Source organism: Candidatus Omnitrophota bacterium, assembly GCA_041649175.1.
Lineage (GTDB): Bacteria > Omnitrophota > Gorgyraeia > Zapsychrales > JBAZNR01 > JBAZNR01.
Genome location: JBAZNR010000002.1, coordinates 177702 through 193824 on the forward strand (window position 1 = coordinate 177702; position 16123 = coordinate 193824).

General features: G+C 44.9%; 15 protein-coding genes. 14 read left to right on the forward strand and 1 reads right to left on the reverse strand.

Annotated features, from left to right (window positions below):
- Positions 1 to 5: 5 nt before the first annotated feature.
- Positions 6 to 986 carry a tRNA dihydrouridine synthase DusB gene (gene dusB, locus WC676_05880; protein ID MFA5060139.1) on the reverse strand — a complete coding sequence of 327 codons (981 nt, stop codon included), beginning with the start codon at positions 984 to 986 and terminating at the stop codon, positions 6 to 8.
- Between the two features lie 126 nt (positions 987 to 1112).
- Here dusB and WC676_05885 point away from each other — a divergent pair, with 126 nt between their 5' ends.
- The 14 genes from WC676_05885 to WC676_05950 all read left to right on the forward strand — a co-directional run bounded on the left by WC676_05885 (position 1113) and on the right by WC676_05950 (position 16121).
- Positions 1113 to 2375 carry an anthranilate phosphoribosyltransferase gene (locus tag WC676_05885; protein MFA5060140.1) on the forward strand — a complete coding sequence of 421 codons (1263 nt, stop codon included), beginning with the start codon at positions 1113 to 1115 and terminating at the stop codon, positions 2373 to 2375.
- On the forward strand, positions 2376 to 3656 hold the full coding sequence (gene mtaB / locus WC676_05890) for a tRNA (N(6)-L-threonylcarbamoyladenosine(37)-C(2))-methylthiotransferase MtaB (GenBank protein ID MFA5060141.1): 1281 nt from the start codon (positions 2376 to 2378) through the stop codon (positions 3654 to 3656).
- Positions 3657 to 3735: 79 nt separating this feature from the next.
- Positions 3736 to 4473: a hypothetical protein gene (locus tag WC676_05895; GenBank protein ID MFA5060142.1), complete on the forward strand. Its 738-nt coding sequence runs from the start codon at positions 3736 to 3738 to the stop codon at positions 4471 to 4473.
- 3 nt (positions 4474 to 4476) lie between these two features.
- Positions 4477 to 5727 (forward strand): hypothetical protein, encoded by a 1251-nt coding sequence (locus WC676_05900; GenBank protein ID MFA5060143.1) that lies wholly within the window; start codon positions 4477 to 4479, stop codon positions 5725 to 5727.
- Positions 5728 to 5822: 95 nt separating this feature from the next.
- Positions 5823 to 6371 (forward strand): RNA polymerase sigma factor, encoded by a 549-nt coding sequence (locus WC676_05905; protein ID MFA5060144.1) that lies wholly within the window; start codon positions 5823 to 5825, stop codon positions 6369 to 6371.
- Positions 6368 to 8542 (forward strand): von Willebrand factor type A domain-containing protein, encoded by a 2175-nt coding sequence (locus WC676_05910; protein MFA5060145.1) that lies wholly within the window; start codon positions 6368 to 6370, stop codon positions 8540 to 8542. Before WC676_05905 ends, WC676_05910 begins: the two co-directional genes overlap by 4 nt.
- A 120-nt stretch (positions 8543 to 8662) precedes the next feature.
- A complete protein-coding gene (gene glpK, locus WC676_05915; GenBank protein MFA5060146.1) occupies positions 8663 to 10165 on the forward strand; it encodes a glycerol kinase GlpK in 1503 nt (500 codons plus the stop codon).
- Entirely contained in the window at positions 10162 to 11664 is a 1503-nt protein-coding gene (gene glpD, locus WC676_05920; GenBank protein MFA5060147.1) for a glycerol-3-phosphate dehydrogenase, read from the forward strand. Before glpK ends, glpD begins: the two co-directional genes overlap by 4 nt.
- Before the next feature lie 42 nt (positions 11665 to 11706).
- Positions 11707 to 12063: a GIY-YIG nuclease family protein gene (locus WC676_05925; GenBank protein MFA5060148.1), complete on the forward strand. Its 357-nt coding sequence runs from the start codon at positions 11707 to 11709 to the stop codon at positions 12061 to 12063.
- Positions 12029 to 12478: a cyclic nucleotide-binding domain-containing protein gene (locus WC676_05930; protein MFA5060149.1), complete on the forward strand. Its 450-nt coding sequence runs from the start codon at positions 12029 to 12031 to the stop codon at positions 12476 to 12478. The genes WC676_05925 and WC676_05930 overlap by 35 nt, the downstream gene beginning before the upstream one ends.
- Before the next feature lie 100 nt (positions 12479 to 12578).
- On the forward strand, positions 12579 to 14051 hold the full coding sequence (locus WC676_05935; GenBank protein ID MFA5060150.1) for a potassium/proton antiporter: 1473 nt from the start codon (positions 12579 to 12581) through the stop codon (positions 14049 to 14051).
- Between the two features lie 51 nt (positions 14052 to 14102).
- Positions 14103 to 14507, forward strand: coding sequence for a DoxX family protein (locus tag WC676_05940; GenBank protein ID MFA5060151.1), 405 nt, complete (start codon positions 14103 to 14105; stop codon positions 14505 to 14507).
- A gap of 27 nt (positions 14508 to 14534) precedes the next feature.
- Complete coding sequence (locus WC676_05945) at positions 14535 to 15191, forward strand: glutathione S-transferase family protein (GenBank protein ID MFA5060152.1); 657 nt, start codon at positions 14535 to 14537, stop codon at positions 15189 to 15191.
- Between the two features lie 12 nt (positions 15192 to 15203).
- A complete protein-coding gene (locus WC676_05950; protein ID MFA5060153.1) occupies positions 15204 to 16121 on the forward strand; it encodes an ABC transporter ATP-binding protein in 918 nt (305 codons plus the stop codon).
- Positions 16122 to 16123 lie beyond the last annotated feature (2 nt).

The window sequence follows — 16123 nt, forward strand, 5'->3', positions numbered from 1 at the left end:
AAGTGTTATGCGGTTGGTGTCAGAGCAGAATTTTGCTCGCAAAATTTCCACAGCCTACTGATGATCTCATCTAAATTCATGATGGAGCATAACTCCGCGCGCAATTGTGCCACATGGGGAAAGCCATGAAGATAACCGGGATAATGCTTTCTAAAAGAAACGATCCCATCGCCTGGGCCTCTATACTTAACGGATAACCGTAAATGCTCAATGCACAGTTCGATTTTTTCGGAAAGAGGGCATTCGGCAAGGTGCGTTCCGGTCGATACAAAATGTTTTATTTGCTTAAAAATAAAAGGATTGGCAATAGCACCGCGCCCGATCATGACACCGTCGCATCCGGTTTCAAACATTCGCCTCGCATCATCGGCGCAAACAATATCGCCGTTTCCGATCAAGGGAATTGAAATGACTTTTTTGATCCTTTCCAACCAAGACCAGTCGGCATTTCCGCTGTGGCCTTGATCGCGGGTTCGGCAATGAACCGTTAAGGCTTTGGCGCCGCACTGCTCAATCATTTTAGCAACATCTAGAATAACGATATTTTTTGAATCCCACCCCAAACGGGTTTTAACCGTAACGGGAAGTTTTGTCGCGCGCACCGCCGCTTTTACGACCGCTTCAAAGCGCGGCAGATCTTTTAAAAGCCCAGCTCCTTCGCCGCGCATGGCAAAATTCTTAACCCAGCATCCGCAATTAATATCGATAAAATCCGGCGAGGCTTGCTCGGCGATTCGCGTGGCTTCTTCGATGGCTTCAGGGCGGCCGCCAAAGATCTGGATCGCGATCGGACGCTCTTCATCGGTCACTTGGATCTTGTGAAGAGTTTTGCGCACATCCCGAACCATTGCTTCGCTGCTGGCAAATTCGGTAAAAAGCAAGTCAGCCCCTAAGCGCTTACAGATAAGACGAAACGACGTGTCTGAAACGTCTTCCATGGGCGCCAGAGCAATCGGTTTATCAAGTTGTATGTGTCCGATTTTCATAGGAATAGTTTTTGAGCGAACCAATTATAACGTATTTTCCTAAATATGCAAATGGGTTGATTTTTCCGTCTAAACCGCTATACTTGTTAGCGCAAAAACAATCCTGTCTTTTACGTCCCAATTCTTATGGAAACAATTTACGAAAAAAAAGAAGCGGCCATTATCCGCGCCATTAAAACTGCTGGTGTCGGAAAAAAAGGAAGCCGTCCGCTGGAGCCAGAACTCATTAATGAGCTTTTAGATGATCTTAGGGAAAACCGCGTTCACCCCATTTCTAAAGCCGCTTTTTTTGGAGCACTTTTCATTAAAGGGTTAACGCCGGAAGAAAAAAATCTAGCTCTTGCGTTTGCGAAAGCTGAAACGCTTTTAGACCCGGCGCTTTTAGCGTCGGAATTAGCCCCAGACGCGCCTTCCTTTGTTCAGGAAATTTGTTCCTTGCTCCTTAAAGGCGAAACACTCAATAAAGAATCCGCTTATAGACTTGGAAAATTTCTATTTTCCGATGCGCCCGGTGATGGTGCGCGCGGGCTTGTTGCCAGTATTTTGCGCGTTCGCTACGAAACTCCCGATGAGTATCACGGACTTTGGGGCGCCATGCAGGACGCATTAGAGAAACCTTCCACCGAAAATATTCCCGCCGGAAAACCGGTCGTTCAACTTGCCGAACCTTTTGACGGCGTGGATAATTCTTACCTGATCACGCCTTTATTGGCTGATTTTATTCAAAGCTTAAATTATCGCGTTGTTAGTTTAGTCGGGCGAAACAGCGGGCCAAAATTCGGCAATAACCTTCTTGATCTGGCAAAGTCACTTCAAGCAAAGTTTCTTCTTGATAATCAAAAATTCACTGATGTGCGTCAGGATTTTGGATGGTACGCTCATCAGGCGGATCTATCCAGCGCCATTGACCGATGGGTTGAAATTCGCCGTCTAACCATCAAACGTCCGTTTCTTTCCACTTTAGAAAAATTCCTCAATCCGGTCAAGGCGCAGATCCTCATCACGTCTGCTTTTCATCCGCCTTATGCCGAAAAAATGATAACCATTGCCGAACGAGCGGGTTTTCCGGCGGTTATTGTGATGCGTAATGGGCTGGAAGGGACATTAAGCTTTCCATTAAATCGTCCAGTCAAGATACTTTGCAGTGTTCAAAAATGTGAAGGGGAATATTTTCGCAAGGAATTTGAAATTAATCCTCCCGAAATATTAGGCCACGAAATAAAAATAGATGAGAAACTTCAAAATCCGCCTCTAGAAGAAAATGCCCGGCTTATTCGTGACTTTCATCAAAACGGAAAAACAGACAATACGCTTTTTAATGATCGCATCAAGGTGAGTTGTTTGGGGCTAAAAACCGCGCTTGATTGGATCGATCAAAATAAATTTTAAATGATGAATCGAATTTCTTTTTATACATTCGGCTGCCGACTTAATCAATCGGAAACGGCAACCATCGAAAAAACCTTTGAAGCCAAGGGGTATAAGGTCGTTGACTTTAAAGATCCCGCGGATATCGTCGTCGTTAACACGTGTACCGTTACTGAAAACGGCGATGCCGATACTCGTCGCTTGGTTAACAAAATTAGCCGTTCCAATCCTCAAGCGCGCATTGCTTTGGTTGGCTGCCAGGCGCAAATGCAAAAAGAAAATTTACTCACCATGCCAAGCGTGCACTGGGTAGTGGGAAACGAGCGGAAAATGGAATTAGCCGCGATCATTGATGAGCATAAAACATCCGATCAACCCGTCGTTATTACGCCAACCATCTCCAGAAAAAGTTTTACAGTTCCCATTGCGGCCTTAAGCTCGCATCACACACGTGCTAACCTAAAGATCCAGGACGGTTGTGATTTTTTCTGCAGTTTTTGTGAAATTCCTTTCGCGCGCGGCCGGGCGCGCAGCCGTGTTTTTGATGATATTTTAAAAGAAGCCAACGAGCTGGCCAAAGCGGGGCGCAAAGAAATTGTTTTAACCGGAATTAATATCGGAACATACGATTTCGAAAATAAAACGATCCTTGATGTGCTAGACGCACTTGAGAGAATTGAAGATCTTAAACGCATTCGAATTTCCTCCATTGAGCCAACAACTATTCCTTTTGAAGTTATCAAGCGGATGGGAAAAACCAAGCTCTGCCGGCATCTTCATATTCCGTTGCAAAGCGCCAGCAATAAGATCTTAAAATTGATGAAACGAAAATACACTGCGGAAGAATTTTCGCAGTTTATTCTTAAGGCGCACAAAACTGTTTCCGAAATCTGCATCGGGACCGATATTATCGTCGGATTTCCCGGTGAAACAGATGAGCTTTTTGAAGAAACATTGAGTTTTGTGCGTGATCTGCCCATTTCCTATTTTCATGTTTTCAGCTATTCCGAGCGCACCATGAACAAAAGCAATCAGTTCACCGATAAGGTTCCGGCGAAAACAATTCAAAAAAGAAGCGAGGCTTTGCGCGCCCTAAGTAGTCGCAAACGCCAACTTTTCCTAAAAAGTTTATCCGGAACAACTCAAAACGTTCTCTTCGAAGCTAAGAAAAACGGATCTTGGCCCGGCTGGACGGATAATTATGTGCGCTTAAAAATTAAATCTGATGAGAATCTACGCAATAAGCTCATTCCAGTAAAGATTGGATCGGCGCAAGAACTTGCAGGGCAAACAGCTTGGTAAAATCTAAAAGAATGCTTTGATTGAATTCAGAGAAGAACATACAATAGCTGTTGAGGGTATTTTTTAGTAAAGGAAAATCATGCGAAAATTAATTTTATTTTTTATGTGTTGCGCTTTTTGGGGCCAAACAGTTCCGGTTTATGCCGGCGCGGCCATTCAACAGCAAAAAATGAAGGAGCAAATGAAAACACAGCGTCCGCGTGTCAATATTCGGCCGCAAATAACCAGCCAATCTCCTCCCGGAAGCCCCGGCGCTCCCGGCTCCTGGCCGGAAGTTTGGAGCCAAAAACCGGAAGGGCATAAAACCGCCGATGAAGCATCTCGTCCGTCCCCATACGAATACGAGAACGTCGACCGAGCAACACAGGAAAAAGCCTTGCGTGAAGCCTTGAAATCCCGCTCTAGCTCGGCGGAATATGAATCAAGCACGGTTTTGGAATCATCCGACCCGGAAGTGATCAGCGAAATTAACTTAAGCGACATCATAGCCGCCCTGCAAACATCCAGCCAATCATGGAATCAGATAATAGATGTTGAAGCAAAGGCCTTGATCGTCTTGGAATTCATAAAGCTTTATGAAAAACACGGCGTCACCATTTCTCAGCCTCCAGCCTATTATGCTTTTGTGATCGATACGATCGCCGGACAAAGTCCGGAAATATTGGACAATTCTTTTGATAGAGTTCTGCAACTGGCGGCCGTCATGGATTATGATTTTGATAACGGGCAGGATAAAGATATGCTCGCCCAACAACTCTTAGGCGAGCGGGGATATCTGGCCAATAAACAACGCCTTCAAGCCGCGCGGCAACAATAAAAAATGATACGAAATTTTGTCGATCGATTTAAAACAACTTTATTTTTTGCCTGCGTTCCGCTTTTGCCATGGCACAATTATTGCATTCCGATCACTGATATGACCCGGATTGAAGCAAATTATGTTTTGGCTTGCCAATATATGAATTCCGCATCACCAGCCTACGGCGCTATCAATGACATCACCGGAGATCCGACATTTGTTGTTCCCAGGGAAAATGGAATGGCAATTCTTGGGCTAAAAATGGCAGCAGAAATTTTACGCGACAATTCTTATATTGAGCGCGCGCAATTAGCGGCAGATTATTTAACGCTTATTCAAGACCAAAGCGATGGCTCATGGTTTGATCAATATGATTTTACAACGCCTGTTGCGAATGGAAAATCGCCTACTCAAACCGCTGAAGTTATGATCGCGTTTTATAAGTTGGGTTTTCGGCCCGAACGTTATGTCAGCATGCGCGCCGGCGCGCAATATCTTTTGGATTGTCAAAATCCTGCCAATAAAGGAGGCATTGATGATGGGCTTTTAGGCGGCGGAAAATATCGGCAAAATGATCAGTGGCTCTACCATTCTCACCGTTGGGCGTCGGATAATTCTTACGCGTATTGGGCGCTCAAAGCCGCGCAGCATTGGGCTATTTTAGAAAATGAATTGGATTTCGCACAAACCTGCCAAATCGCCGCGCAAAATATTCTTAACGGAATCAATCAATATCTTTACGTGAATGACCCTAGCGATCCCGATCATGGCGTTTGGCGGGCAAAAATTGATAGCCAAGGCCAGCCGGTCGACCCCAATTTTCACGAATGGATCAATTACGCGCCGCAAATGCTTGATTTACCGGCTGTCGGCGTTGGCTCAGCACGCGTCGGGACGTGGATACATCAAAATCTACAAAATACCGATGGCGCCTGCGTTCAAGATAACGGCGATTTACAGAACCACAAATCGCCGGGGTTTTCTTTTCAGGCTTCGTTGTGTTGGCTTGATTTAAGGCAAAGGAATTATTCTGCTTCTGCGCTCGGATGGACCTATCGAAGCGGATTATGGCAACGCACACCGGATCCGAACGGAATTGCCGGCGGATGGGTGGATTGGATCGCCGATGGCGTGCCTGAGAATTGGTGGTGGCGATTCATCGACACTTCTTTTTATGCCATCGCGGCGTATAATGGTGGATATGATTTTCGAACCTATACGGATACTGATCTTATTCCCGCCTCTTTTTCTCGCAGATCTTCCGCCAATTGATTTAATAAAAAACTTTGTAACTTTTTTGATGTTTCCTCGTTTAATCTAGTGGGAGAGACAAAAGAGAGATGAGAAAAGAGGACGAGGAAATACTCATGAAGTTGCAAGCCGGAGATGCCGCGGCGATAGAAGAGGTTTTTGCGCAGTATAAAAAGCCGCTTTTCAACTACGCTCTTCGAGTCGCAGGTAACCGCGCTGATGCCGAAGATGTGGTTAGCGAAGTTTTCCTCGCCCTTTCTTCTCATAAATATTCTCCGCGTCCTGATATCAAATTTTCCACATGGGCCTATGCTGTCGCGCATAATTTTGCTATTTCGATAATCCGAAAACGTAAAACAACTGTTTCATTCTGGTTTCAAAACCAAGACGACGAAACTGAAGAGCTTCAGATCGCCGATACGAGTAATTTACCTAATGCGGTAGCACAAGAAAGAGAAAATGCCGTGCTGGTCAAAAGAGCCATCGGACACCTTAATCTTGCACAAAAAGAAGCCATTATTCTAAGAGAATACCATAGCCTCAGTTACGACGAGATCAGTCAAGTCATGAATATTACGCTTGAAAAAGTCAAAATCCTTATTTTTCGCGCCAGGGAACAATTAAAAAAAGAACTCCTGTCTTTCCTAAGGGAGGAATTGCCATGATAGAACACAAAAAAATACAAGAACTTATCTCGTCCTATGTTGACGGGGAAGTTTCCGGTCAAGAAAAAACACTCGTTGAAGAGCATATTAAGAACTGCTCTATGTGCATGAAGCAATACAACCAGCTCAAGCGAATCTCTCACTCGCTTAAAAGCTGGCCAGACGAAAACATCTCTCCCGATCTCGAACAGAAGATCCAAAAGAATCTTCTCGATAAAAAAGAAAGGGAGGGCAGTATCATGCGTAATAATAAAAGATGGGCTAGCATCGCCAGCACAGTTACCATTGTTTTGGTTTTGCTTTTTTCTGCACAGCTTTATACTAAGCGAGGAATACAGGGTCGGTTAGAACTTGCGCAAATTACACCTAATACAGTGTCGATAATGAAAGGAACTCAGGGAGTCTTGAGAAGTGCGACAGACAATATAGGTGGCCAATATTCGCCCCAGCTAGCGTTTAATCAAAACAAATCGCTCAGCCGTAGCACGGAGCCGGAGCTCCTCAGCAAGAATTATCCTATCAGCAATGGTATTGCACGGTCCGAGCATGGAACGAACGTTTTTTTCGGAGGACGGTCAGACATAACACGAGACGCGGGTGGCTATCAATCCTATTCCTCGTCCGAAAGCTTATATCCTCATCCAAATTACTATGTTCCAGCTTACCCCGCTTATCCCGAACAAAATACGGAAGGATACGACAATATCCAGGACAATGGGTTTTTGGAAGCGCAGAACAATCCTTTATCAACATTTTCCATTGACGTGGATACAGCTTCCTACAGCAACATCCGCCGCTTCATCACTAATAATCAACTTCCTCCGGCTGATGCGGTCCGCATTGAAGAGATGATCAATTATTTTGAGTACGACTATCCTCAACCAACCGATGAGCATCCGTTTTCCGTTAATACAGAAATATCAGCTTGTCCTTGGAATACTCAACATAATCTCGTTTTGATCGGGCTCCAGGGCAAAGAAATTCCGACAAACAATTTACCGCCAAGCAATTTGGTCTTCCTGATCGATGTTTCTGGGTCTATGGCAAACGCGAATAAACTGCCACTCGTGCAGCAAGCTATGGCACTTTTGGTTGAACGTTTACGCCCGCAGGATAGAGTAGCCATTGTTGTGTATGCTGGGACATCCGGCCTCGTTTTGAACTCAACGTCAGGTGCTGAAAAATCAACCATTTTGAATGCGGTCTACTCATTACGTGCCGGCGGGAGCACCGCGGGCGCGGCAGGAATTCAGCTTGCTTACCGTGTTGCCGAAGAAAATTTTGTCCAGGACGCCAATAATCGCGTTATTTTGGCAACAGATGGTGATTTTAACGTCGGTGTTTCCAATGATATCGAGCTTGTTAAGATCATTGAAGAAAAACGCAATAAAGGGATCTTTTTAACCATTCTTGGTTTTGGGTCGGGAAATTATAAAGATTCTAAAATGGAAAAGCTCGCCGATAAAGGAAACGGAAACTACGCGTACGTGGACACACTCGCCGAGGCCAAGAAGGTATTTGTTGATGACCTAACGTCAACACTATATACAATTGCCAAAGATGTTAAATTGCAAATTGAATTTAATCCGGCTCAGGTGAAAGCCTACCGTCTTATCGGATATGAAAATAGGCTTCTCAATAAAGAGGATTTCAATGATGACAAAAAAGATGCCGGTGAGTTAGGGGCAGGACACACCGTAACCGCGCTTTACGAGATTGTTCTGAGCGGTTCAGGTGAAAATTTTCCAACGGTAGATCCGCTCAAATATCAGGAAACGGTAACAAGGCCCAGCAACGATCTATTAACAGTGAAGCTGCGATATAAAAATCCTAAGGAGGATGCCAGCAAGCTTCTTTCAAAAACATTAACAAAAGACGCTCTTGGAGAAAAGGGTGTTTCGGATAACTTTCAATTTGCGTCGGCTGTTGCTGAATTCGGCCTTCTCTTGAGAAATTCTCCGCATAAGGCGAACGCGTCTTTTGAACAAGTCTTGCAACGCGCACGCGCCGCGATAGGAGAAGACCCTCAAGGTTACCGATTAGAATTTGCAGCCTTGGTTGAGAAGGCAAGAATTATCAAGAACAATCTGCCAATAATCATTCCCTATCAACTAGAAAATAATGTTGATCATCTGAACCTGCCTGATCATTATCAGCGTTATGAGAAATAAATAGGCTTATTTTAAGAACCTGCGGGCGGCCCCTTAAAGGGGCCGCCCGCACTTTTTATCTTAAATATTCTATTTTCCCGTAGCAGGTTAATAAAATGATGTTAGAATTACGTTAGCACTATGATAAAAAAATACATCCTTGCCATAGACCAGGGAACGACAGGCTCAAGAGCGTTTGTTTTTGATGTGAAGGGACGAATTATCGCGAACTCTTACAAAGAGTTCAAGCAGTTCTTCCCAAAGCCCGGCTGGGTGGAGCACGATGCGGATGAAATTTGGAATTCGTGCGCGGCCGTTATCAAGCAGGCTTTGAGAAAAGGAAACGTTAAGCCCCAGCAAATCCTTACCATCGGTATCACCAATCAAAGAGAAACAACGGTCATTTGGGACAGAAAAACTTCTAAACCTGTTTCGCGCGCTATCGTCTGGCAATGCCGGCGCACCGCGAAAACCTGTGAAGAACTTAAAGCAAAAGGCCTCCAGGATGTTTTCCGCAAGAAAACCGGGCTCGTCTTAGATCCTTATTTTTCCGGAACAAAAATAAAATGGCTTTTAGACAATGTTCCCGGGCTTCGCCGCCGCGCGCAAAACGGGGAAGTTTGCTTTGGAACTATCGATAGCTGGCTCATCTGGAAGCTCACCGGTGGAAAATCGCATATAACGGATTTTACCAACGCCTCTCGCACGCTTTTGTTCGACATTAAAGCATTTCATTTTGACGCCGAGCTTTTGAAAATTTTAAATATTCCCCGCGAGATATTGCCGCAAGTTCAAAATTCCGGTTCATTATTCGGAAAAACTTACGGCGCCGCTCTCGGCGGCGCCGGGCTCATCAGCGGAATTCCCATTACCGGTGTTATGGGCGACCAGCAAGCCGCGCTTTTCGGGCAAGGCTGTTATCTTCCCGGAACTGTCAAAAATACTTATGGAACGGGATGTTTTATCGTTTTAAACACCGGACACAAGTTGATCTATTCTAAGAACGGATTATTAACAACGCTTGCTTGCGACGATCAAGGAAAACCGGTTTACGCCTTGGAGGGCTCTATTTTTATCGGCGGCGCCGTTATTCAATGGTTACGCGATCAACTCGGCGCTATCAAAAACTCTTCCGAAACGGAAAATGCCATCAAAGGGATTTTGGATACCAACGGAGTTTATTTTGTCCCGGCTTTTGTTGGACTTGGCGCACCGTACTGGAACGCGCAAGCGCGTGGCATTATCGTCGGATTAACGCGCGGCGCGAACAGAAAACATATTATCCGCGCCGCGCTCGAATCCATCGCTTATCAAACCAAAGATGTCTTTGATCTGATGCAGAATGAATCCGGGCAAACGATCACGGAGATAAAAGTGGACGGCGGCGCGTGCCGAAATAACTTCCTTATGCAGTTTCAGGCGGATATCTTGCCCTGCAAAGTCATCCGGCCAAAAACCATCGAATCAACCGCGCAAGGCGTCGCGCACTTAGCCGGGGTCGCGGTCGGATTATGGAAAGGGAAAGAAGATTTAAAAAAACTTTATGTTCCCGAAAAAGTTTTTTGCCCTAAAATGAAGTCCGCACAAAGAAACCAACTCTATTACGGCTGGCAAAAGGCAGTCCGGCAAACGCTTAGCGTATGAACGAAAATTTGAGCCAGCAATTTAATCAAGAATTTGACCTGCTTATTATCGGCGGCGGAATTAACGGCGCTGCCATCGCTAACATGGCCGCCGGCTGTAATCTTAAAGTCGCCTTAATAGAAAAAAATGATTTCGCCGCAGGGACATCCAGCAAATCCACCAAGCTTGTCCATGGTGGCATTCGCTATTTAGAAAATTTAGAACTCGACCTGGTTTATGAATCGCTTCATGAACGCTTTCGCCAAGTCCAATGCGCCCCGCATCTGGTTAAACCCATTCCTTTTTTAATTCCGGTTTACAAAAACGACGCGCGCCCTTTATGGATGATGAAGCTGGGCGTCTTTCTTTACGATGCTTTGGCCGGACGATTTACTCTGGGGAAACATAAAACGCTAAGCGTGGGAGAAACCGAACTTCTCGAACCATCTTTAAATAAGGAAAATCTTTTAGGTTCCGTTATGTATTATGACGCGCAAATGGATGATGCGCGCCTTTGCTTAGAAAATATCCTGGAAGCGAAACGCAAAGGCGCCATCGTTGCCAACTATACGGAAGCCGCCGCCTTTTTAAAAGAAAATGATAAAATCGTCGGGGTACGCGCGCGTAACAGCTTTAACCACGATTCATTTGATATTCGCGCTAAGAAAATTATTTCCGCAACGGGGCCTTGGTCTAACAGCCTCATCCGGCTCGACAAAACTCACGAAAAAAAACGCGTTCGAACGACTAAAGGCGTTCATATTGTTTACAAAGGAAAGCTTGTTAATACAGCTATCTTGATCACCTCGCACAGCGATAAAAGAATATTTTTCGCCATTCCGTTTTTGAACAACACATTAATAGGAACGACGGACACCGACTATATCGGTAATCCCGACAAGGTCACCGTTAACGAAAAAGACATTGCTTACCTGATGAACGAAGCCAAGAGAGTTCTTCCCGGCCTGGAGTTTAAAAATGAGAATATCCTAACATCATTTGCCGGCTTGCGGCCTTTGGTGCGTAGCGGCGGCGTGCTACCCTCAAAAGCAACGCGCAAACACGATATTTTCACAACACCGTCGGGCGTCACCTTTGTGATCGGCGGAAAATACACAACGTATCGCGCCATTGCCGAAGATTGCTTAAAGAGAGTTTTAAAAATTAGATCAAAAGAAGAATTTCGTGTTTACGGAAGCGGTGTTGTGATCGAAAAGCCGGAAGAGATCGCTAAAAAATTTCGCATTGAGCTTGAATCCGCTCAAGCCTTGGTCAATAAATACGGAACCCGCTATAAAGACGTTTTAAAATTGACCGAAACAAACTCATCGCTTAAGGAACGGTTTTGCAGCTGTAATCCGTTCATTAAAGCCCAGGTTATTTATTCGATCAAAAATGAATTAGCCCAAACGCCGGAAGACATTATTGAACGCCGGCTGGGATTATGTTTTTATCAATGCGCGACAAAAGATTGCGAAAAGTTCATTCATCATTTCACGCATTCCAACGGGCGCTACTAACAAAACTTTAAAGATTTAAATCCATTTTCAACGTTTGATTTTATGCCCAAAGGGATGTATAATTCTCACGCGAAAAATAAAAGAGTCCCCAAGCGCATCAGCAAATATTTTGTTTACATTGTTGAGTGCAAAGGCCAAACCTTTTATACCGGCTACACGCACAATTTAGAAAAACGCCTTAAACGCCACAACAACAAAACGGGGTCAAAATACTTAAGAGGGAAGCTTCCGGTCCGATTGGTATACGCGAAAAAATACCGGTACTACAAAAGTGTTTTACGCGCCGAGCGCGATATAAAGAAATTATCACGCAAACAAAAAGAAGATCTTGTAAAAAGTTATTCTAAAAGAAAGGGAAAGACCAATGACGCCAGATCTAAAAGATCATCCGTTCTTTAAAGGATTAAAACCGGAATATTTAGACCTTATTGCGGGATACACGGCTTACGATTCTTTTAAGCCCGGCGAATATATTTTTAAGGAAGGCGACGCGGCGGCAAAATTTTATATTGTCTCAACCGGAAAAGTGAACGTCGAAGTCCGCGTTCCCGACAGCCACCCTTTTGCTATTCAAACATTAAAAGATGGAGATATCTTAGGCTGGTCTTGGTTCATTGCCCCTAACCAGTGGCGGTTTAGCGCGCACGCGATTGAAAAAACCGAACTGATCGTTATAAACGGTAAAGCCCTCAAAGATGCCTGTGAAAAAAATCATGACCTAGGTTATGAAATATACAAACGCTTGGCCGATGTTTTTGTCCAGCGTTTAGAAGCAACGCGTCATCAGTTGCTTGAAATGTATACGCACCGATAGGTTCTTTTAAGAGATTGCTCTTGCTGCTGGGCAGTCCCGCCGATCTGCGGCGGGACTGCCCAGTTTACTGTTCTATTTCTAAAAAAATCCGCTTAAAAAAATGACATTCACTTTAGAAATATTCTTGCTTTTGGCCGCGGTCCTTACGCTGATCAGCGTATTAGCGAGCAAGTTATCCGACCGATTCGCGGTTCCCGCGCTTTTACTTTTCCTCATCATCGGAATGATCGCCGGATCGGAAGGCCTCGGTGGAATCTATTTTGACAATTATCAAGCCGCCAAATCCATCGGTATCATCGCCTTGATCTTTATCATCTTTTTAGGCGGCATTGATACCTCCTGGAATGCCGTAAAACCCTTATTTGCCCCCGGAATAATTTTATCGACAGCCGGTGTTCTCCTCACCGCCCTTATCGTTGGTTTTTTTGCTGTTCTGGTATTAAAATTCACTCTTATCGAAGGATTATTGCTCGGCGCGATCGTATCATCCACGGATGCCGCGGCAGTTTTTAGCGTACTTCGCTCCAAGAAAATATCTTTAAAAGGCAGCTTAAAGCCGTTACTTGAATTTGAATCGGGTAGCAATGACCCTATGGCCGTCTTTCTTACCATAGGGCTATTGAATATCTTGTCAAATTCCGGCGCAACATTGTTAGGTATGGCCTGGCTATTTACCCTCAATATGGGTGTAGGGGCAGTCATGGGTTATCTCATGGCGCGCCTAACCATTATCTGTGTCAATCGGATCAAGCTTGAATACGACGGGCTATATCCTGTTTTAACGATTTCATTGGTGCTTTTAACGTACGCGCTCACAACATTGATTTCCGGGAACGGATTTTTAGCGGTATACATCTTGGGCCTTTTATTAAGCCGAAGTGATTTTTCTAACAAAAAGATGCTCATCCGGTTTCACGAGGGAATAGCCTGGTTAATGCAGATCATTATGTTCTTAGCGCTTGGGCTTTTGGTTTTTCCTTCTCAAATCGTTCCGATCGTGGGAAGCGGCTTGTTAATTGCAATGATCCTTATTTTTCTCGCGCGTCCGATCAGTATTTTCTTATGCTTGATCCCGTTTAAATTCAGCCTTCCTGAAAAATTAATGATCTCCTGGGTTGGATTACGCGGCGCGGTCCCGATCATTCTGGCAACGTTTCCTCTATTGGCAGGCACAGCCCAATCCCATGCGATTTTTAATATTGTCTTTTTTGTTGTCGTCACCTCTGTTCTCATTCAGGGAACATCTATTCCGCTGGCCGCTAAAATGCTTGGAGTTCAAGCCCCATTTGACGCGAAAATAAAATTTCCTATTGAGCTTGGGCAAGCGGAAGGCATTGACGCAACACTTACGGATCTGATCGTGCCATACGGCTCAGCTGCGGCCGGCCAGACCATTTCGCAGCTACGGATACCTGCAACAGCGCTTATTATTCTTGTCTCCCGCGCGGAAAAGTTTATCGTTCCCGGAGGTAGCACCGCGATCGAAGACGGCGATGTGCTTTTAGTTCTAGCAAATATTGAGGATATTAAGACCATTCAGCGAACACTCGCAACTCCCAAAAGCAGCGCTTAAAAAAACAATGTCGAACCAAAAACAAAAACAACCAAAACGAAAGGAGCTCAAATGATAACGCTTCGGGAAAATAAGGATCTAGGATTGCTTATTCTGCGCGTTGGAATAGGGCTGATGTTTTTTTTAACACATGGATTGCCGAAATTAATGGCCGGGCCGGATATGTGGACACAAATAGGCGCCGCTTTAAGCCGATACGGAATAACTTTCTTGCCCGTTTTCTGGGGATTATTAGCGGCCTTGTCAGAAGGCTTAGGCGGGCTTTTATTGGTTCTTGGGATCGGAACACGCACCGCCGCAACGTTCATGGCTTTTACTATGCTCATTGCCGCCATGCATCATTTATTAGGCGGAGACGGAATCGGAAAAGCATCGCATGCCATTGAAGTCGGTATTTTATTTTTATCCCTTATTTGGCTGGGATCAGGAAAATACGCCTTAAGGCCCAGTAAGTAGCCGTTCGTCTGATAAAAAGGAGCTGTCATGATCAAGCTTTACGGAGCAGCGCTTTCTAATAATGTCAACAAGGTGCGCTATTGTTTAGATTATTTAGAACTGCCTTATGAGTTCGTTTCGATCGATCCAATGAAAGGTGAAAATCAAACCGCCGAATTTGCAAAGATCACTCCGACGCGAAAAATTCCCGCTTTGGAGGATGACGGTTTTACGATCTTTGAAAGCAATGCCATTGTTCGCTACCTGGCAAAAAAAGAGAGATCCGCAATTTACCCTCAGGACATCAAAAAAGCAGCCATCGTCGACGCCTGGATCGATTTTTCATCCATTCACATAGGTAACGCCATAGGCCGGATCACGTTCAACCGTGTCCTGGCTCCCATGTTTAAAAAGGAAGTGGATGCAAAATCACTGCAATTTGGCCTGGAAATGATGGATAAATATTTGCCGATCATGGACAAACAATTAAGCCTTGGCAAATTTATCACGGGAACTGAGTTTTCTATTGCCGATATTGCTTTGCTGGCCGCCTTAGATCCCTGTGAGATCGCGCGCATTGACCTGACAGCTTATCGGGATATTGTGCGTTGGAGAAATTATCTTAAAGCGCAGGATTTTTATCAGAAAGCTTTTAAAGACCTTAACGAATCTCTTCAGTTGATGAGGACAGAAAAGACAGCTTAACTCTTGCTATTTATGGACTCCATCCTTTCTATCCACAATTTAACTAAAGTTTACCGCGGCGGCCTTACAGCGTTAAAAAACATCGATCTTGAGATCCGCCGAGGAGAAATCTTTGCTCTTTTAGGGCCCAACGGCGCGGGCAAGACCACTCTTATTAACATCATTTGTGGAATTGTTAACCCCACCAGCGGAGAAGTCTTGGTCGACGGCCATGACATTATCCGGGATTTTCGCCACACCCGTTCTTTGATCGGGCTCGTTCCCCAAGAGTTATCAACCGACGCTTTCGAAACCGTTTGGGACACCGTCAGCTTTAGCCGGGGGCTGTTCGGTAAGCCTACAAATCCTGCCTTCATTGAAAAAACTCTCAAGCAACTTTCACTTTGGGATAAGAAAAGCAATATGATCCGCACTCTCTCCGGTGGCATGAAACGCCGAGTCATGATCGCCAAGGCCTTATCACACGAACCTAAGATATTATTTCTAGATGAACCGACGGCCGGTGTTGATGTTAATTTAAGAAAAGATATGTGGGAGCAAGTCCGAAAGCTCCAGCAAACCGGAGTCACGATCATCCTGACGACGCACTACCTCGATGAAGCCGAAGAAATGGCCGAACGGATCGGCGTTATCAACAAAGGGGAGATCATTATCACCGAGAATAAGCAGGAACTGATGAAAAAACTTGGACGCAAAGAATTGGTCGTGGAACTAAAAGATCCGCTTGCCGCGATCCCTGATCTATTAGCGCCTTGGAAATTGGGCCTCAATGCCGATAGAACGCAACTTGTTTACACCTACGATTCTACCAAGGATGATAACGGGATCGCTGACCTTTTAGCCAAGCTTTCCCAGTCAGGCATTGTTTATAAAGATATTCATACCGATCAACATTCGCTGGAAGAGATTTTCATCGAGCTGGTAAAATAAAA